This is a genomic window from Serratia sp. N21D137, assembly GCF_047530005.1.
In the GTDB taxonomy this organism is placed as follows: domain Bacteria; phylum Pseudomonadota; class Gammaproteobacteria; order Enterobacterales; family Enterobacteriaceae; genus Chania; species Chania fonticola_B.
The window spans coordinates 1-21,914 of the sequence record NZ_JBLJAJ010000044.1 but is presented as its reverse complement, the minus strand read 5'-3'; the positions used below and the strand labels follow the sequence as shown (position 1 = coordinate 21,914).

At 55.7% G+C, this 21,914-nt stretch carries 20 protein-coding genes; 18 read left to right on the top strand and 2 right to left on the bottom strand.

Annotated features, from left to right (window positions below; all coding sequences use genetic code 11):
- Window positions 1-537 precede the first annotated feature (537 nt).
- The 14 genes from ACMV5H_RS23295 to ACMV5H_RS23230 all read left to right on the top strand — a co-directional run bounded on the left by ACMV5H_RS23295 (window position 538) and on the right by ACMV5H_RS23230 (window position 13,609).
- Entirely contained in the window at window positions 538-816 is a 279-nt protein-coding gene (locus ACMV5H_RS23295; protein ID WP_004249182.1) for a BMC domain-containing protein, read from the top strand.
- A gap of 24 nt (window positions 817-840) precedes the next feature.
- Window positions 841-1,125, top strand: coding sequence for a BMC domain-containing protein (locus ACMV5H_RS23290; protein ID WP_021807825.1), 285 nt, complete (start codon window positions 841-843; stop codon window positions 1,123-1,125).
- Window positions 1,126-1,139: 14 nt separating this feature from the next.
- Complete coding sequence (locus ACMV5H_RS23285; protein WP_021179127.1) at window positions 1,140-1,418, top strand: BMC domain-containing protein; 279 nt, start codon at window positions 1,140-1,142, stop codon at window positions 1,416-1,418.
- A gap of 88 nt (window positions 1,419-1,506) precedes the next feature.
- A complete protein-coding gene (locus ACMV5H_RS23280; RefSeq protein ID WP_414822577.1) occupies window positions 1,507-3,123 on the top strand; it encodes an acetaldehyde dehydrogenase (acetylating) in 1,617 nt (538 codons plus the stop codon).
- Window positions 3,124-3,145: 22 nt separating this feature from the next.
- Window positions 3,146-3,403, top strand: coding sequence for a EutN/CcmL family microcompartment protein (locus ACMV5H_RS23275; RefSeq protein ID WP_037376589.1), 258 nt, complete (start codon window positions 3,146-3,148; stop codon window positions 3,401-3,403).
- 18 nt (window positions 3,404-3,421) lie between these two features.
- The gene (locus ACMV5H_RS23270) at window positions 3,422-4,576 is read left to right on the top strand and encodes a 1-propanol dehydrogenase PduQ (protein WP_021807822.1); all 1,155 of its coding nucleotides are present in this window, start codon (window positions 3,422-3,424) and stop codon (window positions 4,574-4,576) included.
- A gap of 70 nt (window positions 4,577-4,646) precedes the next feature.
- Complete coding sequence (cutC, locus tag ACMV5H_RS23265; protein WP_414822576.1) at window positions 4,647-8,066, top strand: choline trimethylamine-lyase; 3,420 nt, start codon at window positions 4,647-4,649, stop codon at window positions 8,064-8,066.
- Window positions 8,067-8,130: 64 nt separating this feature from the next.
- Window positions 8,131-9,081 (top strand): choline TMA-lyase-activating enzyme, encoded by a 951-nt coding sequence (cutD, locus tag ACMV5H_RS23260; RefSeq protein ID WP_414822575.1) that lies wholly within the window; start codon window positions 8,131-8,133, stop codon window positions 9,079-9,081.
- A 10-nt stretch (window positions 9,082-9,091) separates the two neighbouring features.
- Entirely contained in the window at window positions 9,092-9,526 is a 435-nt protein-coding gene (locus tag ACMV5H_RS23255; protein ID WP_115160406.1) for a BMC domain-containing protein, read from the top strand.
- Window positions 9,527-9,561: 35 nt separating this feature from the next.
- A complete protein-coding gene (locus tag ACMV5H_RS23250) occupies window positions 9,562-10,197 on the top strand; it encodes a phosphate propanoyltransferase (protein WP_059199584.1) in 636 nt (211 codons plus the stop codon).
- Window positions 10,198-10,207: 10 nt separating this feature from the next.
- Window positions 10,208-10,876: a hypothetical protein gene (locus tag ACMV5H_RS23245; protein WP_414822574.1), complete on the top strand. Its 669-nt coding sequence runs from the start codon at window positions 10,208-10,210 to the stop codon at window positions 10,874-10,876.
- A gap of 54 nt (window positions 10,877-10,930) precedes the next feature.
- Window positions 10,931-11,290, top strand: coding sequence for a DMT family transporter (locus ACMV5H_RS23240; protein WP_024529409.1), 360 nt, complete (start codon window positions 10,931-10,933; stop codon window positions 11,288-11,290).
- A gap of 11 nt (window positions 11,291-11,301) precedes the next feature.
- Window positions 11,302-11,631, top strand: coding sequence for a DMT family transporter (locus ACMV5H_RS23235; RefSeq protein ID WP_021179117.1), 330 nt, complete (start codon window positions 11,302-11,304; stop codon window positions 11,629-11,631).
- Between the two features lie 181 nt (window positions 11,632-11,812).
- On the top strand, window positions 11,813-13,609 hold the full coding sequence (locus ACMV5H_RS23230) for a glycoside hydrolase family 28 protein (RefSeq protein WP_414822573.1): 1,797 nt from the start codon (window positions 11,813-11,815) through the stop codon (window positions 13,607-13,609).
- 101 nt (window positions 13,610-13,710) lie between these two features.
- On the opposite strand, the gene lptG is transcribed toward ACMV5H_RS23230, so the two are convergent.
- Both lptG and lptF read right to left on the bottom strand, forming a co-directional pair.
- Entirely contained in the window at window positions 13,711-14,781 is a 1,071-nt protein-coding gene (gene lptG, locus ACMV5H_RS23225) for an LPS export ABC transporter permease LptG (RefSeq protein ID WP_021807815.1), read from the bottom strand.
- Window positions 14,781-15,875, bottom strand: coding sequence for an LPS export ABC transporter permease LptF (lptF, locus tag ACMV5H_RS23220; protein ID WP_021807814.1), 1,095 nt, complete (start codon window positions 15,873-15,875; stop codon window positions 14,781-14,783). Before lptF ends, lptG begins: the two co-directional genes overlap by 1 nt.
- Before the next feature lie 280 nt (window positions 15,876-16,155).
- Between lptF and pepA the strand changes: the two genes are divergently transcribed.
- The 4 genes from pepA (at window position 16,156) to ACMV5H_RS23200 (ending at window position 21,764) form a co-directional block, all read left to right on the top strand.
- Window positions 16,156-17,667, top strand: coding sequence for a leucyl aminopeptidase (gene pepA / locus ACMV5H_RS23215; protein ID WP_021179114.1), 1,512 nt, complete (start codon window positions 16,156-16,158; stop codon window positions 17,665-17,667).
- Between the two features lie 81 nt (window positions 17,668-17,748).
- Complete coding sequence (locus ACMV5H_RS23210; protein ID WP_021179113.1) at window positions 17,749-18,198, top strand: DNA polymerase III subunit chi; 450 nt, start codon at window positions 17,749-17,751, stop codon at window positions 18,196-18,198.
- A gap of 14 nt (window positions 18,199-18,212) precedes the next feature.
- Window positions 18,213-21,089: a valine--tRNA ligase gene (locus tag ACMV5H_RS23205; RefSeq protein WP_059199580.1), complete on the top strand. Its 2,877-nt coding sequence runs from the start codon at window positions 18,213-18,215 to the stop codon at window positions 21,087-21,089.
- A 171-nt stretch (window positions 21,090-21,260) separates the two neighbouring features.
- The gene (locus ACMV5H_RS23200) at window positions 21,261-21,764 is read left to right on the top strand and encodes a GNAT family N-acetyltransferase (protein ID WP_115160417.1); all 504 of its coding nucleotides are present in this window, start codon (window positions 21,261-21,263) and stop codon (window positions 21,762-21,764) included.
- Window positions 21,765-21,914: the final 150 nt, after the last annotated feature.

Here is a 21,914-nt window from a genome sequence, read left to right as displayed (position 1 = left end):
CTCTGGCCTGCCTCTCATTATCCAAAAAACCGCCCCTGATAGTCATAATGCCTGTCGGTTATTCGACGATCGCTATTTCCCCCACCGCCAATCCTCGCCCCAAAAAGGAGAGGGAGCTAGTACGGTGATATCAGTAACAACGGCGGTCAATATGTATCACGTGAAGCTACTCAAATAGCCACGGCAAAAACCTGCGCTACTCCACAGTCTGCAAGCCCCTCCGCTACCTAAAAAACCCATTTGAATACCATAGATTTAACATTCTTTTCCGCCCTTAAGTGAATGCCAAAACCCGCCATTTCTTGCCAGGGAGCAGAACTATTCTCGGGCTGATTATCAGAGCAAACAGATAAACAGGGGATAAATAGAGGCTTATTATCAGAACAAAAAACTAAATAGATATCGATTAATGAATTTATATTTTGAATAACCACCGGAGGGGTATAGTGCCCTTAGCCGTCGGAAACCTTGATCCCCTCATGGCCGAACGGCACAGCAGATGACAACTCATAAACCGGCTTTGTGGAGGAAACAACAATGGGTGATGCATTAGGCTTAATCGAAACCAAAGGGTTGGTGGCCTGTATTGAAGCGGCGGATGCCATGTGCAAGGCGGCCAACGTCGAACTGATCGGCTATGAAAACGTCGGTTCCGGCCTGGTCACCGCCATGGTGAAAGGTGACGTCGGTGCGGTAAAAGCCGCCGTCGATTCCGGCGTGGAATCCGCACAACGCGTGGGTGAAGTAGTGACTTCACTGGTTATCGCCCGCCCACACAACGACATCAACAAAATCGTGATTAAGCACAAAGCGTAAACAGCGCATCAAGGAGAACGGATCATGGGTGACGCATTAGGATTGATTGAAACCAAAGGGCTGGTGGCCTGTATTGAAGCCGCCGATGCGATGTGCAAAGCGGCCAACGTGGAGCTGATCGGCTATGAGAACGTCGGTTCCGGCCTGGTTACCGCGATGGTGAAAGGCGACGTGGGCGCGGTCAAGGCGGCGGTGGATTCCGGTATCGAATCGGCCAAACGCGTGGGTGAAGTGGTTACCTCACTGGTCATTGCCCGCCCGCATAACGATATCCAGAAAATCATCTCGCAGTACAAAATCACCGAATAACAAGGAATTCACTGATGAAAGATGCACTCGGATTGATCGAAACCAAAGGGTTGGTGCCCGCCATCGAAGCCGCCGATGCCATGTGTAAGGCCGCCAATATTGAACTGATTGGCTATGAAAACGTCGGCTCCGGCCTGGTCACCGTGATGGTGAAAGGCGACGTGGGTGCCGTTAACGCAGCGGTGGAATCCGGTATTGAAGCTGCCAGCCGAATTGGCGAAGTGATTTCATCCCGGGTTATTGCACGCCCACATAATGATATTGAGAAAATTGCCTCACAGCATAAGGCGTAATTCAGCCTGATCACCGGCGGTGGCAGATAAGTACTCTACCCGATTGCAGCAAGTAAAAAATTAAACTCCTATTCAGGGGAATAGACTAATGACCACATTAGATCCGGATTTACAATCCATTCAGCAGGCTCGCACGCTGATTAAAAATGCCAAACAGGCACAATTGCTGTTTGCCAAATATTCACAGGAAAAGATCGACGGCATTATTAAACATATTGCCAGCGAAGCGGCCAGGCATGCCGAAGAATTGGCGAAGATGGCCCATGAAGAAACCGGCTTCGGCAATTGGCAAGACAAGGTGTTAAAAAACATTTTCGCCTCTGAAAAAGTTTTTGAGCATATTAAGGATTTAAAAACCGTCGGTATTATTCGTGACGACCAGCAGAATAAAGTGATGGACGTGGGCGTCCCGTTAGGGATTATTACTGCCCTGGTGCCGTCCACCAACCCAACCTCAACTATTTTCTATAAAACGCTGATCGCGCTGAAGGCCGGGAACGCCATTATTTTCTCCCCGCACCCTAATGCGCGCCAGTGCAGCCAGCGGGCGATTGAAATCGTCAAGCAGGCTGCGCTTCAGGCCGGTGCCCCAGCAGGTATCGTTGACGGCCTGACCCAGCTGACGCTGGAAGCCACCAAAGCTCTGATGCACAGCAAAGACGTCGCGCTGATCCTGGCTACTGGCGGCGAAGGCATGGTTCGTGCGGCCTATAGCTCCGGCACGCCAACCATCAGCGGTGGCCCAGGCAACGGCCCGGCGTTTATCGAACGCAGCGCCAATATCCAGCAGGCGGTGAAAGACATCATCACCAGCAAGACCTTCGATAATGGCGTGATCTGCGCCTCTGAGCAGTCGATCATCGTGGAAAAGTGCATCTATCAGGATGTACACCGCGAGTTGCTGGCTCAGGGCTGCTACTTCATGAACGACGATGAATCTGCCCGCCTGGCCAATATCCTGTTACGCCCGAACGGCATGATTAATCCTGAAGTGGTGGGCAAAACCGCCATCTACCTCAGTGAACGCGCCGGGTTCTGCGTACCTGCGACCACCAGGGTGCTGATTTCATTGCAAAACAGCGTCTCGCGTAAAAACCCTTACGCCCGTGAAAAACTCTGCCCGGTGCTGGGGCTGTACATCGAAGAAGACTGGATGAGCGCCTGTGACCGCGTGGTGGAGTTGCTCACCAACGAAGGCCTGGGGCATACGCTGGTCATCCACACCCAGAACCAGCAGGTGATCCGCGAGTTTGCGCTGCAAAAACCGGTGCACCGCATCCTGATCAATACGCCCGCCGCGCTTGGAGGCATTGGCGCAACCACGAATCTTATACCTGCGTTAACGCTCGGTTGCGGTGCCGTCGGTGGCGGCTCCAGCTCGGACAACGTCGGCCCGATGAACCTGCTGAACGTACGTAAAGTCGGCTATGGCGTTCGTAGCATCGAGGATCTGCGCCAACCACAACCCGCAGCTCAGCCGTGCAGCGCGCCAATCAACCATAGCACCAGCATCTTCGACGATAACCGCTTTGCAGCTCCAACGGCGGCGGTAACCCCGCAGGCCGCACCGGCACCGCTGTATGCCCAGGGCGACGATCGTTTCGGGGCGGTCACCCGCGCAGTGGTTAACGCCGCAGCCAATGACATCACCGAAGAAAACGTCGAACGGATCATTACTGAAGTGCTTGGACGCCTGTCCCGGTAACACATCAAACAAGGGTGAAAACATGCTCCTCGCAAAGGTAACCGGCCATGTGGTGGCCACACAGAAAAGTGACGAACTACGCGGCAGTAACCTGCTGCTGGTCACTGCGCTGGGTGACGACCTGGAAGCCATCAAAGATCGCACCTACGTTGCCGTCGATAGCGTCGGTGCCGGTGAAAACGATCTGGTGTTGGTGGAAGAGTATTTCGCACTGAGTAAAGACCGCTACAAGGCCATGTCGATCGTTGCCATTGTTGAGAAGGTTCACCGGGAGCGTTAAGAGTAAGAGGAAGTAGGCATGAATGAGTTTCTGATTAAGCCAAAAATCCATTTCGGTGAGGATGCGCTGCTCGCGCTGAGCAGCTTGCCTGGACGCTCGGCGTTTTTGGTCACCGATCAGGCGATGGTGAAGTTTGGCTTGGCCGAGCGGGTAACCAGCCTGCTCCAACAGCAACAGATCCGCTGCCGTCAGTATGACGAGGTGGCCTCAGACCCGGATATTTCCGCCATCGTCAGCGGCATGAAGCTGATGGATGACGACTACCCGGATCTGGTGATTGCCTTGGGCGGCGGCTCGGTCATCGATGCCGCCAAGGCGGTGATGTATGCGCTGTGGCATTGCCGTAAAGACAGCGGCCGTAGCAAGCCTTGTTTTGTCGCCATCCCCACCACCAGCGGCACCGGTTCCGAAGTCACCAGCTTCTCGGTGATCAAGTCCCGCAGCCAAAAGCTGGTGTTGGTGGACGAGTTCATGCTGCCCGACATCGCCATCCTCGATCCTCAGCTAGTGAAGTCGGTGCCGGCCAGTATTACCGCCGATACCGGGATGGATGTGCTGTGCCACGCCCTGGAGGCCTATGTCTCCCGCAAGGCCAGCGACTTCAGCGATGCGATGGCCGAAAAAGTGGTGCAGATGGTATTCGGCCACCTGCTGACCTGCTACCAACAGGGCAGCAATCTGCCTGCACGGGAAAAAATGCATAACGCTTCATGCATGGCTGGAATGGCATTCACCAACGCATCGTTGGGCATTACCCACAGCCTGGCGCACGCCCTCGGCGGCATGTTTGGTATACCGCATGGCCGAGCCAATGCGCTGCTGATGACCTCGGTGGTCGCCTTCAATGCCGACGTTGACGGCAACTGCGACACCCCGGCCGCGCACAAATATGCCGCTCTGGCGCGCCTGTTGGGGCTGCCAAGCACCTCGGTACGCGATGGCGTCAATAGCCTGCTGGTGGCGATCGAAACGCTGAAACAGGAAATGCAGCTACCGGCCAATCTGCAAGCCGCAGGGGTGGAGGAACACCGCTTCCAGGTTTGCCTTGGCGAACTGGCCACGCAGGCGTTGCACGACAGTTGCACGCCAACCAACCCGCGCGACGTTAACGCGGCAGATTTGGAGAAACTGTACCGCCTCGCCTACAGCGGCGGCCCGGTACAGCTTCAATAACGCACTCATTACAGTCAACGGATTTTGCCAATTTGTGTGAAAGCCGCAGGACATCAGGAGAGATTTGAACATGGCCCATTATTCACTGACGCCACGCGTAAAACTGCTGGCAGAAAGACTCTTATCCCAAAACAGCACCATCAGCACCGAACGTGCCGCCATTCTGGAAACGCTGGGTGGCGATGTGGCCGGCATGCCGCAGTTGGTCAAGAATGCCAAGCTGTTCAATGAGCTGGTCAAGCAACTGCCCGGCTACATCGGCCCCGATGAGCTGATCATCGGCAGCCAATCCTCCACCCCGCGCGCCGCCGTGTTCCACAGCGAAAGCGAACTGCGCAGTCCTTCGGCCTTCACCGCCTTTGGCCAGACCTCACCGGACTATCTGGCGGTGATCACCAAAGGGCTGTTCGCCATCGAGGCCGAAATGGAAGACCGTGCCAGAAGCATCGGCAGCGCCGTCAGCCGTTCCGGGCTGGACGAGGTCAACCAATGCCGCGCCATGATCTACGCCTGCAATGCGGCGATGCATCTGGCGCAGAAACTGGCCAGCAAGGCCGAAAACATGGCGGCGGTAGAAAACCATCCGTACCGCAAGGCGGAGCTGCAGGAAGCGGCTGCCATGCTGAAAAAAGTACCGGCTTACGGGGCCAGCAGCTTTAAAGAGGCTTGCCAGTCGTTCTACTTCTTCCAGTTGGCGCTGCATCTGGAAAACGGCAGCTACGCGGTTTATCCAGGCGGCTTCGACAAGCTGCTGTACAGCTTCTATCAGCAAGACGTCACCCGTGGCGTGCTGACGCCGGAGCAGGCTTATGAAATCGTCGAGTGCCTATGGCTGAAGCTGTGCGAGCTTTCCGAAGTGCGCGCACCACGTGAGCTGGATGGCTACCCGATGTTTGACGCCATGCTGCACGGCGTGCGCCTCGACGATCCGGCATTGGTGATCAACGATCTGTCCGCTATGTTGCTGGCAGCCCGCAGCAATCTGATGACGCTCAACAACAACCTGCAGGTAAAACTGTTTGCTGGCCAGGCGGGTGCTCGCCCGCAGTACACTGCGCCATCGACCCCGTTCGTGGCGGCCTCCGCGCAAGACGTGGCAACGCACAAACTGATGGAAGGGCTGACGCCGCGCCTGCAACGCCTGCGTGACAACTACCTCGATGCTCGCCCTAGCGTCTCTATCTATCGCGCCATCACCTTTACCGAGATGGCAAAAAACAACCCGGGTCTGCCAACCATTCTGCTGCGCGCCAAGTCTTTCCGTGCCGCCTGTGAAACCGCGCCGATCCTGATCCAGCAAGATGAGCTGATCGTCGGCCATCCGTGCGGCAAACCACGTGCTGGGGCATTCTCACCGGATATCGCCTGGCGCTGGGTACGTGACGAGCTGGATACCATGGGCACCCGTCCGCAGGATCCGTTCGTTATCTCCGAGGCCGACAAGAAGACGATCCGTGAAGAGATCGTGCCATTCTGGGAAGGCCGTTCGCTCGATGAGATCTGTGAAGCACAGTACCGCGAAGCGGGCGTTTGGGCCTTCAGCGGCGAAACCTTTGTCAGCGATCTTTCCTACCACCAGATTAACGGCGGCGGCGACACCTGCCCAGGCTACGACATCCTGCTGTTCACCAAAGGGATGAACGGCATCAAGGCCGATGCCCAGCAGCACCTCGCGGCGCTGAGCATGGAAAACCCGGCAGATATCGACAAGATCTACTTCTACAAAGCGGCCATTGAGACCTGTGACGGCGTGGTGGCCTACGCCAAGCGCATCGCCGACAAGGCCCGTGAACTGGCAGCCGTTGAGCAAGATCCGGCACGCCGTGCGGAACTGCTGACCATCGCAGAAACCAACGAGAACGTCCCTGCCAACCCACCGAAGACCCTGCAAGAAGCGCTGCAAAGCATCTGGACGGTGGAGTCGCTGTTTGAAGTGGAAGAGAACCAGACCGGGCTGTCGCTGGGCCGTCTGGATCAGTATTGCTACCCGATGTATCAGGCCGATATCGAATCTGGCCGTCTGACGCAGGAACAGGCGCTGGAACTGTTGCAGGCCTTCATCATCAAGTGTGCCGAACTGATGTGGATGTCCAGCGAACTGGGCGCCAAGTACTTCGCCGGTTACCAGCCGTTTATCAACCTGACCATCGGCGGGCAGAAACGCAGCGGCGGCGATGCCTGTAACGATTTGACCTACCTGATCATGGACGCCGTACGCTTTGTCAAAGTGTACCAGCCGTCACTGGCCTGTCGTATCCATAACCAGTCACCGCAGAAGTACATGGAGAAGATCGTCGACGTGGTGAAAGCGGGTATGGGCTTCCCGGCCTGCCACTTTGATGATTCGCACATCAAGATGATGCTGCGCAAGGGCTTCGACTTTGAAGACGCGCGCGACTACTGCCTGATGGGTTGTGTAGAGCCGCAAAAATCCGGCCGCATCTATCAGTGGACCTCCACCGGCTATACCCAATGGCCGATTGCCATCGAGTTCGTGCTCAACCGTGGCCGCATGGTGCTGTTCGACAGCTATCAAGGCTTGGATACCGGTGAGCTGAGTACCCTGAAAACCTACGAAGAGTTCGACAATGCGGTGAAGGCGCAGATCGCGCACATCGTCAAACTGTCGGCTATCGGTACCGTCATCAGCCAGCGTGTGCACCGCGACGTGGCGCCCAAACCGCTGATGTCGCTGTTGGTGGAAGGCTGTATGGAACAGGGTAAAGACGTGGCCGCCGGTGGCGCGGTGATCAACCACGGCCCAGGGCTGATCTTCTCCGGTCTGGCGACCTATGTCGACTCCATGGCCGCGATCCGCAAGCTGGTGTATCAGGATGGCAAATACACCCTGGAGCAGATCCGTGACGCGCTGCTGGCCAACTTTGAAGGCTTTGAACAGCTGCGCCGCGACTGTCTGAATGCGCCGAAGTACGGCAATGACGATGACACGGTCGATCAGTACGCGCTGGACATCACCGAGTGGACCGAGCGCGAGTGCCGCAAGTACAAGATGCTCTACTCCACGCTGAGCCACGGCACCCTGTCGATTTCCAACAACACGCCGATCGGTGAACTGACCGCCGCAACGCCAAACGGCCGCTTGGCCTGGATGCCACTCTCCGACGGGATCAGCCCGACGCAGGGCGCGGACAAGCAGGGCCCAACTGCCATCATCAAGTCCGTCAGCAAGATGAACGTGGAAACCATGAACATCGGCATGGTGCACAACTTCAAGTTCCTCAAAGGGCTGCTCGATACCCCGGAAGGCAAGAACGGGCTGATCACCCTGCTGCGTACCGCGTCCATTCTGGGCAACGGCCAGATGCAGTTCAGCTACGTGGATAATGAAGTGTTGAAACAGGCACAGGTAGAGCCAGAGAAATATCGCGACCTGATCGTCCGCGTGGCCGGTTACAGCGCCTACTTCGTCGAGCTATGCAAAGAAGTTCAGGACGAAATCATCAGCCGTACGGTCATTGAGAAGTTCTGACCTTAGCCTTGGATAAGACAGGGACGTCTTATCCCATCAGCCTTCGAAGAAAGGGGAAAATAGTATGGATAACACGCTGGAGAAAAAGGGCCGGATATTCAATATCCAGAAATACTCGATCTATGACGGAGACGGTATTCGCACCCTGATTTTTTTCAAAGGTTGTAACATCCTCTGCGCCTGGTGCGCCAACCCCGAGGGGCTCACCAGCAATTTCCAGGTGATGTATTCACATGATTTGTGCGTTGACTGTGGGCAATGTGTTGATGTCTGCCCGGTGGGGATCCATTCCCAGCGCCAAAACACACAAGGCGATCTCAAGCACCACCTCGATCGCAACATAGACTGCATCGGTTGCCGCAAATGCGAAGAAGTCTGCATCTCCGGCGCGCTGGACATCATGGGCAAGGACGTCACGGTGCAGGAGTTGATGGATATCATCCTGCAGGACGTCGATTTCTATCATGCCTCTGGCGGTGGCGTCACCCTGGGCGGTGGCGAGCTGAGCCTGCAAACCGACTTTGCAGCCGCGCTGCTGACCGAATGCAAAAAACAGATGATCAACACCGCCATCGAAACCAATGGCACCACCACTTTAGCCAATTATGAAAAGCTGGCGACCTGCACCGACATGTTCCTGTTCGATATCAAGCATATCGATAGCGCACGGCATAAAGCGTTGTTTGGCGTCGGCAACGAGGGCGTAAAAAGAAACCTGGAGCGCCTGGTGGAACTGGGCAGCCATATCGTGGTGCGCATGCCTTTGGTACGCGGCTATAACGATTCTTACGATGCCATCACCGGTGCCATTGACTATGTCATGGCCCTGGCACGCAAAGGCAATATCAGCCGCATCGACGTTTTACCTTATCACCAACTGGGTAAAAACAAATACCAGCGGCTCGACATGATCTATCCGGTCAAAGACGACCCAAGTTACAGCAATGAAGAACTGGACCAACTGGCGGCTTTTTTCCAGCGCTTTGACTTTGATATCCGCCTGGTAAGGCACTAAGGAGATGGAGATGAACTTAAGCCTGGGAGTGATTGAAACCTATGGCCTGACCGCCGCGATCCACGCGGCCGATGCGGCCTGTAAATCCGCTGCGGTAACGGTACTGGGATACAAGAAGATTGGTTCCGGCCTGGTTAGCGTGTTCTTTGCCGGGGAAATCAGCGCGGTGAAAACCGCCATCGACAGCGGTGTGGCAGTGATCAAACAACCGGCGTTTATCAAAGGCCAGTTGGTGATTGCCCGCCCGGAAAAACAGGTTGTCGCGCTGCTGACCGGGCTGAAAGGCAAGGAGCTTACGCCGCCAGCGGCCAAAGTACAGCAAGAAACGCCTGCGCCAGTAGCAGAAGTGGCCGCCCCGCAGGCAGAGGCCGCAGCGCCGGTAGTCGAAGCCCCTGTTGCCGACAACAAACCCGCACGCACCGGCGGCAAGAAAGAGTCTAAATAACCGTACAGCTTCTGAGATCGGGTAGGAATAACAGTATGTTTAATGAGTCGTTACTGGAAAGGATCCGCCATAACCTGGCAGAGAACTATGCTTCTCCCACCGGCATCGCCATCCCGGTTGGGGTCTCTAACCGGCATGTCCATCTGTCGCAGCAGGATATTGAAACGCTGTTTGGTGCCGGTTATCGGCTGACGCCATGCAAAGAGCTACGCCAGCCTGGGCAGTTCGCCGCGAAAGAGTGCGTGATGATCGTCGGCCCAAAAGGCTCGCTCTCCAAGGTGCGGGTGCTGGGGCCTGCGCGCGAATGTACTCAGTTGGAAATCTCCAAGGCGGACTGCTTTACCCTGGGGCTGAAGGCTCCGGTACGCGAATCCGGCAATCTGAACGCCTCTGGTGACGCCATGCTGGCTGGCCCGGCGGGCTACGTTTCGCTGCATTCACAGGTGATTTGTGCCCAGCGCCATATCCATATGAACCCGCAGGATGCCGCCAGGTTGGGCGTGCAGAACGGGCAGAAGGTGCGGGTGAAAGCGGCAGGCGTGCGTGGGCTGATCTTTGACGAAGTCATCGTGCGGATCAAAGCCAGTTTTGCTCTGGAACTGCACATTGATACCGATGAAGCCAACGCCGCCGGGCTGGCTTCCGGTGACAACGTGGTTATCGTTCCCTAAGGCGGCAAATATGATGCAGCGTGAAATCATCGATAAGTTGGTCAGTGAAGTGCTCTCACGGATGCGGCCACGGGCGTTGGTGTTGTTAACCGCAGCGGATGGTTACCACGAAATTATCCGCGCGCGCTTGCAGCACTGCCAGGCGTTCTCGCCGGTGATCCTGTTTAGCGATAATGCCCGGCAGTTTCACGCAGAAACAGATTGGAGCCAACTAGGGCCAATCACTTCGCTGGCGGAAATCAGTCAAACCGGCGCGTTGGATAATATTGAGCGGGTATTAATTCCTTTTCTCGATTTCGCGACGGCGGCAGAAGTGGCCAATGGTTTATTACAGTCTGATGCTGCCCGGTTTATTCATCTGGCTCGAATGAGCGGCAGGCCAATTATGGCGCTGGATTATAACTGCAACCCGAACAGCGAATTAAATCAGCTGAAAGGCCTGAGCCGCGCAGGGGAAAACGCCCCTCAGGCAGATTATCTGCCAAAGCTGGCGGCACAAGGCATTGAGCTCTGTACGTTGGATCGGATGCTATCGGCCCAGCCCGCAGCCACGGAGCCTTTGGCAGCGCCGCCACAAGCCTACGTAACGCTTAGCGAACTCAAGCGGCTCAATGGTCGTTCACCACCGGGAGCCAAGCTGACCGATTTGGCATTGGAATATAGCCGAGGGAAAAAATAACCAAGCTTCAAAATTTCACTTTATATCAATAATTATTAATCAGGAGCGAACTCTATGTCTACCAAGGCAAAAGCATGGGTATGGATGTTATTGGTCATCTTCTCCGAGACCTCGGCCACCTCAACCTTAAAAATGTTTGATAACAGCGAAGGTACCACCAAGACGTTATTACTCGGCTTGATCGTAGTGTTGTACTGCGTTTGTTATTACTCGTTATCCAACGCGGTGAAATACATTCCTGTCGGCCTGGCTTACGCCACCTGGTCAGGCACCGGGATTTTACTGGTCTCTAGCCTGGGCATGGTGTTTTACGGCCAGCACCCTGATATGCCAGCCATTATCGGCATGATCGTGATTGCCAGCGGCATCGTGATCATGAACCTCTTCTCCAAAATGGGCTCCTCCGAAGAATAAGGGTATCAACTATGTTTAACATTGGCTTCTTGTGGCTGGCACTGTCGATTGGTTCAGAAATCACCGGGACCTCGATGATCAAAAAAACCAACAACTTTAAAAAGCTGGGGCCTTCGGTGCTGGTGATTAGCGCTTACTGCCTGTGCTATTTCGCCCTGACCAAAGCGATGGGGTTTATCCCGGTGGGCGTCGCCTACTCGCTGTGGTGCGGCTTTGGCATCGTCGGGGTGACCTTCGTTTCCATGCTGCTCTACAAGCAGAAACCGGATCTCCCTGCCATCTTCGCCATGGCGCTGATCATCGGCGGTGGCGTCATCATGAATATCTTCTCGCAGATGTAAGATCTCAGCCCCTTGCAGCGCAGCGGCAACGTTGCACTGTAGGGGGCTGATTGACGCCATCAATAAGTAATGCTGGCTAATGATTTGACGCTGCATAATCCAGATATGTAATAGTTGCAGTCACGTATTTTGCAAGACAATATCTAATTTCGGAACGGTGTTTCATTATTAGGGATAAATCATGCAAAGAAATATCAAGTCATTATCAGCTATGGCGATTTTTCTGCTGGCCCTGACGGGTTGTGATAACTCGGATGGTAGTGTCGCCTCTCCTGTTGAGCCAGTTAAACCCGTTGTTCCCCCTGAAACTGAGAAACCTGTCGCTGACCGCAGTGGTGCCTGGCCTGCCTCAGCCCTTAACGATCCAGAATTAGCCGGGAAAGAACCGGTAATGCCTGAAGTCTGTCAAACACTCTCAGCCGAACTGAACCAGAATGCCAAAGGGCTACTGGATGAAGCCATTGATGCTGACGTGAATAATTCCCAACCCGATACCCAACGTATTCAAGCAGCGATCGACGCCTGCACCACCGGTGCCGTTAAACTGGTCGCTGGCAGTAACGAAGAGAATGCGTTCTTGAGCGGCCCACTTACACTAAAAAGTGGCGTCACGCTCTGGGTAGATCAAGGGATCACCCTGTTTGCCTCACGTAGCCCGGTGGATTACCAGATTGCCGGTAAGAATAACTGCGGCGAAACCGCCAGTGCCGATAATGGCTGTAACGCATTGATTACCGCCACCGATGCGATAAACAGCGGCGTGATTGGTGAAGGTATTATCGACGGACGAGGGGGAGCAGTGCTCACCAGCGGAAAATATGCCGATATCCTGACCTGGTGGGATGTGGGCGCATTAACCAAAACCGTTTCCGGCGCCAATCAGAACAACCCGCGGCTAATTCAGGTCACCAACAAGAATTCCGCCAAGCCGACCAGCCAGAACTTCACGCTGTATAAGATCACCTTACAGAATGCACCCAAATTCCACTTTGTCCCCAGTGGGGTCAATGGAGTGGTCGTCTGGGGCGTGAAGGTGTTAACGCCTTCACTGGCCTATACGGTTCCAGGCTATGATTGCCCGAAAGGGACAACCCCTGCGACATCGGGTTCCCCTAACTATACCCGAGCAAGCACCTGCTTTACCCCGGATACGACCAAGAACACCGACGCGATCGATCCTGGCCAATCGCAGAATGTCCTGATTGCCTATAACCACATCAGTACCGGTGATGACGGTATCGCCATCAAAGCCCATAGCAGCAATGCCTGTGTCCCACCGATTGCCGAAAAGTATGCAGGGCAGTTGCCTATTTATACCGTCAGCAACGTCAAAATTCTGCATAACCGCCTTTACTTCACCCATGGCATGTCAATCGGCAGTGAAACCGACTGCGCGGTCAAAGACGTGGAGATTCGGGATATGAGCATTGACGGCCATGATGCTGACTTTGCCGTCGGCGTGCGTATCAAAACCGATATGAGCGTTGGAGGAGAAGTGAGGAACATCAACTATGATGGCATTTGTATCCGCCGCGCTCAGGAAGCGCTGACCATAGATACCTATTACAGCAAAAAAACCGGCCAGGCCTACCCCGATATTCAAGATGTCACCATCAAAAATTACCACTATGTGGATACGCCAGACTCCATTTATAACGGAGATAACGTTCGGGTCACCTTACGGGGCTTCAGCTCTGATGGCCAGGATCTGCCATTAAGAAATATTGTGCTCGATAACACCGTGTTTGACAGCTCACCACAGTTGGCTAGCAAAGCCTCGACAACAATCCCTGCCGCACCTTCTTATGCCCAGATCCTGATGGGACCTGGCCCGGTATCCCTGGCGGATCTGCTGTTGGAGGCCGCGGACAACGGTGCCGCAGAGTTTGAAGTGCTGGATAACCGTAATGGATCCGAAGAGCCTTACGATTGCCGCGAAGCCTTTGCACTTTTCCCTTCTAGCGCCTCTGCACTCTAAGCGAAAAACGGGCAGGATCTCTCCCACCCGTCTTTCCTCTGCTGCGGTGACTAACACATCGCGGCTTTGATTTGCATACAGGCCCAGTCTATTGGGCCTGACTATTTCCGCTTCAGCAGCAAAACAAGGCTGATCAACAGGAACAGCAAGCTCGGCAGCAGGGCACCCAGAATTGGCGGCATGCTGTACACCATGCTCAGCGGGCCGAAGATCTGATCCAGCACGTAGAACAGGAAGCCGAAGCTGATACCGATCACCACTCGCACGCCCATCGGCACGCTACGCAGTGGGCCAAAGATAAACGACAGCGCCATCAGCATCATCACCGCCACCGACAGCGGCGAGAAGATCTTGCTCCACATATTCAGCTGGTAACGGCTGGCCTCCTGGCCACTCTGCTTGAGGTATTTCACATAGTTGTGCAAGCCGCTGATGGAAAGCGAATCCGGATCCAACGCCACCACGCCCAGCTTGTCCGGGGTCAGGTTGGTTTTCCACACCCCTGTCAGCGTCTGGGTACTGGTGACCTGATTCGGATTGGTCAGATCGGAAGTATCCACCTGCGAAAGCTGCCACGCGCCGTCTTCAAAATCTGCGGTACCGGCATAGCGAACCGTCTCTAACCGGCGCTGATCGTTGAAGTGGTAAATGTTGACGCCAGCCAGCTCTTTTTCACCTGCCACCCGTTCGATGTAGATAAAGTCGTTGCCGTCCTTCGCCCACAGGCCGCTCTTGGTAGAGAGCAGCGAGCCACCGTACATTTGCTGCGCACGGTAGTTACGCGCCATCTGTTCGCCCTGCGGTGCCACCCATTCGCCGATTGCCATCGTCAGCAAGACCAGCGGAATAGCGGTTTTCATCACCGACCCAGCAATCTGCAGCCGAGTGAAGCCAGAAGCTTGCATCACCACCAGTTCGCTACGCGTAGCCAGGGTGCCCAAACCGAGCAATGCCCCTAGCAGCGCCGCCATCGGGAAGAAGATCTCAATATCCTTTGGCACGCTGAGCAGGGTATAGACCCCCGCGCCCAGCGCCGAGTATTCACCCTGCCCGACTTTACGCAGCTGATCGACAAACTTGATGATGCCGGAAAGCGAAACCAGCATGAACAGCGTCATCATGATGGTGTTGAAAATCGTTTTACCGATATAACGGTCCAGTACACCAAACATCAGGCCGCTCCTCTCAGGCGTGCACGCAGTTTGCGCATCGGCACGGTATCCCACAGGTTAAGTGCCAGAGCAATCGCGAAGTACGCCAGGTTCACCAGCCACATCCACACCAACGGATCCAGCTTGCCCTTACCGGCATTGGAACGCAGCGAGGTCTGCAGCAGGAAGAAGATCAGATACAGCAGCATCGCTGGCAACATGCTCAGCACTCGGCCTTGGCGCGGGTTGACCACGCTAAGCGGCACCACCAGCAGCGCCATCAGCACCACGGAAACCACCAGCGTCAGACGCCAGTGGAATTCGGCGCGCGCATCCGGTTCATTCGATTCCCACAACGTGCGCATCGACATCTGCTCGGACTGGGTATTATCGATAGTGACCGACTGATGGCCGATAACCGCTTTATAGTCGGTGAAGTCGGTAATGCGGAAATCACGCAGCAGCGCGGTGCCTTCAAACCGGGTGCCTTTGTCCAGCGTGACAACCTGCGAGCCATCGCGGCCCTGATTGATCATTCCATGCTCGGCCACCACCACCGAAGGGCGTTGGTTACCGTTCGGGCGCAGCTGCGCCAGGAACACGTCGTTGAAGGTGTTGCCCTTTACGCTGCCGACAAACAGCACAGCGTTACCATCCTGTGAGGGCTGGAACTGCCCTTCAGCCAGCCCGGCAATGCTGGGGTTGGCTTTGGCTTCGGCAATCACTTCGTCCTGATGGCTGGCCGCCCATGGCCCGACCCAGAAGACGTTTACCGCAGCCACCGCCGAGGTAAAGATCGCCAACACCATAGCGGCAATGATCAGGGTCCGTTTCCCCAGACCGCAGGCGTGCATAACGGTGATTTCGCTTTCGGTATACAACCGACCAAGCGTCATCAAGAGGCCAAGAAACAGGCTTAAGGGCAAGATTAGCTGCGCCATCTTCGGCACACCCAATGCAAGCAGGGATAAGACTAAATTTGTCGGGATATTGCCGTCTACCGCATCACCTAACACCCTGACCAGGTTCTGACAAAAGAAGATCAGAAGCAGGATAAACAGGATGGCAATTTGGCTCTTCAGCGTTTCCCGTACCAGATATCTAATGATGATCACGCTTATTACGCCTGTGAAAACTTGTCTTTTTGCAGGAAAATCGATAGTTTCATCGCTAATCCGCCATTTTTTCTCATCATGTGGCAACCTTCACAGCTAAAATAGTATTAGAACATCAAGCTGTTTGGCCTTCCTATAGGAACAGACCTATAGTAGCCAAAACAGAACGTTTACGCCGTTCAGGTTAACCTAGTTAGTTAACTCAATGACGGAAGATCTTGGCGGAGCAGATCATTCTAGCCGTAGCTTTCGTCGTTGTCTTTAAGATTCAGGAGAGTGCATGGAGTTCAGTGTAAAAAGCGGTAGCCCGGAAAAACAGCGCAGCGCCTGTATTGTAGTAGGTGTTTTCGAACCACGCCGCCTGTCACCTATCGCAGAACAGCTCGACAAAATCAGTGATGGTTATATCAGCGCACTACTGCGCCGGGGCGAACTGGAAGGCAAAGTCGGGCAGACGTTACTGCTGCACCATGTGCCGAACATTCTCTCCGAACGCATCCTGCTGATTGGCTGTGGCAAAGAGCGCGAGCTCGATGAACGCCAGTACAAGCAGGTGATCCAGAAAACCATCAATACCCTTAACGACACCGGTTCCATGGAGGCCGTCTGCTTCCTGACAGAACTGCACGTCAAAGGCCGCAATACTTACTGGAAGGTGCGCCAGGCGGTAGAAACTGCCAAAGAAACGCTCTACACCTTCGATCAGTTGAAGAGCAACAAGGTGGAGCCACGTCGCCCGCTGCGTAAAATGGTGTTCAACGTGCCAACCCGCCGCGAACTGACCAGCGGTGAACGTGCCATCCAGCACGGCCTGGCCGTGGCTTCTGGCATCAAGGCCGCCAAAGATCTCGGCAATATGCCACCAAACATCTGTAACGCCGGTTATCTGGCCTCACAGGCACGTCAGTTGGCCGATGCCTTCAGCACCCACATCACCACCCGCGTCATCGGCGAACAGCAGATGAAAGAGCTGGGGATGAACGCCTATCTGGCGGTCGGTGCCGGTTCGCAAAATGAATCGCTGATGTCGGTGATGGAATATAAGGGAAATCCTAACCCGGACGCTAAGCCGATCGTGCTGGTAGGCAAAGGGTTGACCTTCGATTCCGGCGGCATCTCGATCAAACCGGCCGACGGCATGGACGAGATGAAATACGACATGTGCGGTGCGGCTACCGTATACGGCGTCATGCGTGTGGTGGCAGAACTGAACCTGCCGCTGAACGTGATCGGCGTGCTGGCTGGCTGTGAAAACATGCCCGGCGGACGTGCCTATCGCCCAGGCGATGTGCTGACCACCATGTCGGGCCAGACGGTAGAAGTGCTGAACACCGACGCCGAAGGCCGCCTGGTGCTGTGCGATACCCTCACCTACGTGGAACGTTTCGAGCCAGAGCTGGTGATTGATATCGCCACACTGACCGGTGCCTGCGTGATCGCACTGGGCCACCACATCACCGGCCTGATGTCGAACCACAACCCGCTGGCTCACGAGCTGATCGGCGCTTCCGAGCAATCGGGTGACCGTGCGTGGCGCTTGCCGATGGCCGACGAGTATTACGAGCAGTTGGATTCCAACTTTGCGGATATGGCCAACATCGGCGGCCGCCCAGGTGGTGCCATCACCGCCGCGTGCTTCCTTTCACGCTTTACCCGCAAGTACAGCTGGGCGCACCTGGACATCGCCGGTACCGCCTGGCGCTCCGGCAAGGCCAAAGGGGCCACTGGCCGCCCGGTAGCCCTGCTGGCGCAGTTCCTGCTCAATCGTGCTGGTCTAAACGGCGACGATTAAATCCGCGCGGTAATTCAGGTATAATCACCGAGGGCACAGCACGCTGTGCCCTTACATTTTTTGGCCACGGTGAATTGAATCATGAAACAGGCAACGTTCTACCTTCTTGAACACGCAGAACCCGCTGGTGCGCTCAGTGCACACGAGGCTGTGGCCTGTGCCGTTGCCGCCGAAAGATGGCGCGCTGGCAAGCGGGTGCTGATCGCCTGTGAAAGCCAGGAGCAGGCCCAGCGGCTGGACGAAGCCCTGTGGCAACGTGAGCCACACCAATTTGTACCGCACAACCTGGCAGGCGAAGGGCCAAACTTTGGCGCCCCGGTCGAGCTGTGCTGGCCAGGTAAACGCGGCAATGCCCCGCGCGATCTGCTGATCGCCCTGCTGCCGCAGTTTGCAGATTTTGCTACTGCTTTCCATGAAGTGGTAGACTTCGTCCCTTACGAAGACACCTTGAAACAGTTGGCGCGCGAACGTTACAAAGCCTATCGCAGCGTCGGCTTCCATTTGACCACGGCCACGCCGCCAACTAACTGAACCTTGAAATAAAAATGGAAAAGACCAACACCGATCTCGATACCGCCTATGACCCAACCCAGATCGAACAGAAGTTGTACGATCACTGGGAAAGCCAGGGCTATTTCAAACCGAATGGCGATACCAGCCAGGAAAGTTTCTGCATCATGATCCCGCCGCCGAACGTTACCGGCAGCCTGCATATGGGCCACGCGTTCCAGCAGACCATCATGGACACCATGACCCGCTACCAGCGCATGCAGGGTAAAAATACCCTGTGGCAAGCCGGTACCGACCATGCCGGTATCGCGACCCAGATGGTGGTTGAGCGCAAGATCGCCGCAGAAGAAAATAAAACTCGCCATGATTATGGCCGCGACGCGTTTATCGACAAAATCTGGCAGTGGAAGGACGAGTCCGGCGGCACCATCACCCGCCAGATGCGCCGTCTGGGCAACTCCGTGGATTGGGAGCGCGAGCGCTTCACCATGGATGAAGGCCTGTCCAACGCGGTGAAAGAAGTGTTTGTCCGCCTGTACAAAGAAGACCTGATCTACCGTGGCAAACGCCTGGTGAACTGGGATCCAAAACTGCGCACCGCCATCTCCGATCTGGAAGTGGAAAACCGCGAGTCCAAAGGTTCCATGTGGCACCTGCGCTATCCGCTGGCCGATGGGGCAAAAACGGCGGAAGGCAAAGACTACCTGGTGGTTGCCACCACCCGTCCGGAAACCGTGCTGGGTGATACCGGCGTAGCGGTAAACCCGGAAGATCCACGCTACAAGGATCTGATTGGCAAAGAGATCATTCTGCCATTGGTGGGCCGCCGCATCCGCATCGTGGGTGACGAGCACGCCGATATGGAGAAAGGCACCGGCTGCGTGAAAATCACCCCGGCGCACGACTTCAACGACTATGAGGTGGGTAAGCGTCACGGCCTGCCGATGATCAATATCCTGAGCTTCGACGGTGACATCCTCGAAGTGGCAGAGGTGTTCGATACCCTGGGCGAAGCCAGCACCGCCTACAGCGGCGAGCTGCCAGAGCAGTTCCGTGGCCTGGAGCGCTTTGCTGCGCGTAAAGCCGTGGTTGCCGCCTTTGACGAACTCGGCCTGCTGGAAGAGATCAAACCTCACGATCTGACCGTGCCTTACGGCGACCGTGGCGGCGTGGTTATCGAGCCAATGCTGACCGACCAATGGTACGTGCGTACCGCACCGCTGGCGAAAGTCGCGGTGGAAGCGGTTGAGCAAGGTGAGATCCAGTTCGTGCCCAAGCAGTACGAAAACATGTACTTCAGCTGGATGCGCGATATCCAGGACTGGTGTATCTCCCGTCAGCTGTGGTGGGGCCACCGCATCCCGGCCTGGTACGACGCCGAAGGCAAAGTGTACGTTGGCCGCACCGAAGAAGAAGTGCGCCGCGAAAACAACCTGGGTGCCGACGTGGCACTGAACCAGGACGAAGACGTGCTGGATACCTGGTTCTCCTCCGGCCTGTGGACCTTCTCGACCCTGGGTTGGCCAGAGCAGACCCCGGATCTGAAGACCTTCCACCCGACCAGCGTGCTGGTCAGCGGCTTCGACATCATCTTCTTCTGGATTGCCCGCATGATCATGCTGACCATGCACTTCGTCAAAGATGAAAACGGCAAACCGCAGGTTCCGTTCAAGACCGTGTACATGACCGGCCTGATCCGCGACGACGAAGGGCAGAAGATGTCCAAGTCGAAGGGTAACGTCATCGATCCGCTGGATATGGTTGACGGTATCTCGCTGGAAGACCTGCTGGAGAAACGTACCGGCAACATGATGCAGCCGCAGCTGGCAGAGAAAATCCGCAAGCGCACCGAGAAGCAGTTCCCGAACGGCATCGAACCGCACGGCACCGACGCCCTGCGCTTCACCCTGGCAGCACTGGCCTCTACTGGCCGTGACATCAACTGGGACATGAAGCGCCTGGAAGGCTACCGCAACTTCTGTAACAAGCTGTGGAACGCCAGCCGCTTTGTGCTGATGAACACTGAAGCGCACGACTGCGGCTTCAACGGTGGCGAAATGCAGCTCTCCTTGGCCGACCGCTGGATCCTGGCCGAATTCAACCGCACGGTGAAAGCCTACCGTGAGGCGCTGGACACCTATCGCTTCGATATCGCGGCAGGCATCCTGTACGAATTCACCTGGAACCAGTTCTGCGACTGGTATCTGGAATTGACCAAACCGGTCGTGATCAACGGCAGCGAAGCGGAACAGCGCGGCACGCGTAATACGCTGATCACCGTGCTGGAAGCGTTGCTGCGCCTGGCGCACCCAATCATTCCATTTATCACCGAAACCATCTGGCAGCGCGTCAAGCCTCTGACCGGTGAAACCGCAGACACCATCATGCTGCAGCCGTTCCCGGCCTTCGACGCCGCGCTGGAAGACCAGCAGGCATTGAACGATCTGGAGTGGATCAAGCAGGCGATCATCGCGGTGCGTAACATCCGCGCCGAGATGAACATCGCGCCAAGCAAACAGCTGGAAGTGCTGCTGCGTAACGCCAATGGTGATGCCCAACGCCGCGTACAGGAAAACCAGAGCTTTATCGAACGCCTGGCACGCCTGAGCTCTATCACCCTGCTGCCTGCAGGCGAGAAAGGCCCGGTTTCGGTCACCAAGCTGGTAGACGGTGCCGAACTGCTGATCCCGATGGCTGGCTTTATCGACAAGGATGCGGAAATCGCGCGCCTGTCGAAAGAGATGGGCAAGCTGGATGGTGAGATTGCGTCTATTGAAGGTAAGCTGTCCAACGAAGGCTTTGTGGCTCGCGCACCGGAAGCGGTAGTGGCCAAAGAGCGTGAGCGTCTGGCAGCCTGCAAAGAAGGCAAGCTGAAGCTACAGGAACAGCAGGCGACTATCGCCGCGCTGTAATCTGCGAGCTACCGATCAAAAACAGCGGGTGATTTTTCCCCGCTGTTTTTTTATCGGCATTGCCAAGGGCCAGGCTTAAGTGTTATTACAAAGTATTATTGATGCGGTGCATTCCGTAATAACAACGAAATTCCGGGGCCCTTCAGGTTCCCTTTGATGGTGAGTAAAAACATGACAACAGCTACCCCAGTGCGTCTTCTGGTACGCCCAATCACGGCCGAGGACAACGCCGCGATTGCTCACGTCATTCGCGAAGTCTCCGCCGAGCATGGCCTGACGGCGGATAAGGGTTATACCGTTTCCGATCCCAATCTGGACGCCTTGTTCCAACTCTATAGCCAACCGCGCAGTGCCTACTGGGTGGTGGAGATAGACGGTCAGATTGCCGGTGGGGGTGGCGTTGCGCCGCTGCAAGGCGGGGAAGCCGACGTCTGCGAATTACAGAAAATGTATTTCCTACCGGTACTGCGTGGCAAAGGTTTGGCAAAACGCCTGGCGCTGCAGGCGCTGGAGTTTGCCCGCCAGCAGGGGTTCAGCCGTTGTTATCTGGAAACCACCGCCACGTTGCAGCAGGCAATTGGTCTGTATGAGCATCTTGGTTTTGAGCATATCGGCTATGCCATGGGTAATACTGGCCACGGCGACTGCGAAGTCACCATGCTGAAGACGCTTTAACCGCCGCAATGGCCCCTCACCCTAACCCTCTCCCTGTACAGACCGGGGACATCATGAACACTTGTTCGGGGACATGGTAGACACTTACAACATAGGTATGAGTACTTCTGAGTGGAGTTGCTTATGCCGTGGGATGAGAGATCTGCCATG

Excerpts from the sequence above, each read along its gene's own strand:
- ACMV5H_RS23295 (WP_004249182.1), top strand. The coding sequence starts at position 538 with ATGGGTGATGCATTAGGCTTAATCGAAACCAAAGGGTTGGTGGCCTGT.
- ACMV5H_RS23290 (WP_021807825.1), top strand. The coding sequence starts at position 841 with ATGGGTGACGCATTAGGATTGATTGAAACCAAAGGGCTGGTGGCCTGT.
- ACMV5H_RS23285 (WP_021179127.1), top strand. The coding sequence starts at position 1,140 with ATGAAAGATGCACTCGGATTGATCGAAACCAAAGGGTTGGTGCCCGCC.
- ACMV5H_RS23280 (WP_414822577.1), top strand. The coding sequence starts at position 1,507 with ATGACCACATTAGATCCGGATTTACAATCCATTCAGCAGGCTCGCACG.
- ACMV5H_RS23275 (WP_037376589.1), top strand. The coding sequence starts at position 3,146 with ATGCTCCTCGCAAAGGTAACCGGCCATGTGGTGGCCACACAGAAAAGT.
- ACMV5H_RS23270 (WP_021807822.1), top strand. The coding sequence starts at position 3,422 with ATGAATGAGTTTCTGATTAAGCCAAAAATCCATTTCGGTGAGGATGCG.
- cutC (WP_414822576.1), top strand. The coding sequence starts at position 4,647 with ATGGCCCATTATTCACTGACGCCACGCGTAAAACTGCTGGCAGAAAGA.
- cutD (WP_414822575.1), top strand. The coding sequence starts at position 8,131 with ATGGATAACACGCTGGAGAAAAAGGGCCGGATATTCAATATCCAGAAA.
- ACMV5H_RS23255 (WP_115160406.1), top strand. The coding sequence starts at position 9,092 with ATGAACTTAAGCCTGGGAGTGATTGAAACCTATGGCCTGACCGCCGCG.
- ACMV5H_RS23250 (WP_059199584.1), top strand. The coding sequence starts at position 9,562 with ATGTTTAATGAGTCGTTACTGGAAAGGATCCGCCATAACCTGGCAGAG.
- ACMV5H_RS23245 (WP_414822574.1), top strand. The coding sequence starts at position 10,208 with ATGATGCAGCGTGAAATCATCGATAAGTTGGTCAGTGAAGTGCTCTCA.
- ACMV5H_RS23240 (WP_024529409.1), top strand. The coding sequence starts at position 10,931 with ATGTCTACCAAGGCAAAAGCATGGGTATGGATGTTATTGGTCATCTTC.
- ACMV5H_RS23235 (WP_021179117.1), top strand. The coding sequence starts at position 11,302 with ATGTTTAACATTGGCTTCTTGTGGCTGGCACTGTCGATTGGTTCAGAA.
- ACMV5H_RS23230 (WP_414822573.1), top strand. The coding sequence starts at position 11,813 with ATGCAAAGAAATATCAAGTCATTATCAGCTATGGCGATTTTTCTGCTG.
- lptG (WP_021807815.1), bottom strand. The coding sequence starts at position 14,781 with ATGTTTGGTGTACTGGACCGTTATATCGGTAAAACGATTTTCAACACC.
- pepA (WP_021179114.1), top strand. The coding sequence starts at position 16,156 with ATGGAGTTCAGTGTAAAAAGCGGTAGCCCGGAAAAACAGCGCAGCGCC.
- ACMV5H_RS23210 (WP_021179113.1), top strand. The coding sequence starts at position 17,749 with ATGAAACAGGCAACGTTCTACCTTCTTGAACACGCAGAACCCGCTGGT.
- ACMV5H_RS23205 (WP_059199580.1), top strand. The coding sequence starts at position 18,213 with ATGGAAAAGACCAACACCGATCTCGATACCGCCTATGACCCAACCCAG.
- ACMV5H_RS23200 (WP_115160417.1), top strand. The coding sequence starts at position 21,261 with ATGACAACAGCTACCCCAGTGCGTCTTCTGGTACGCCCAATCACGGCC.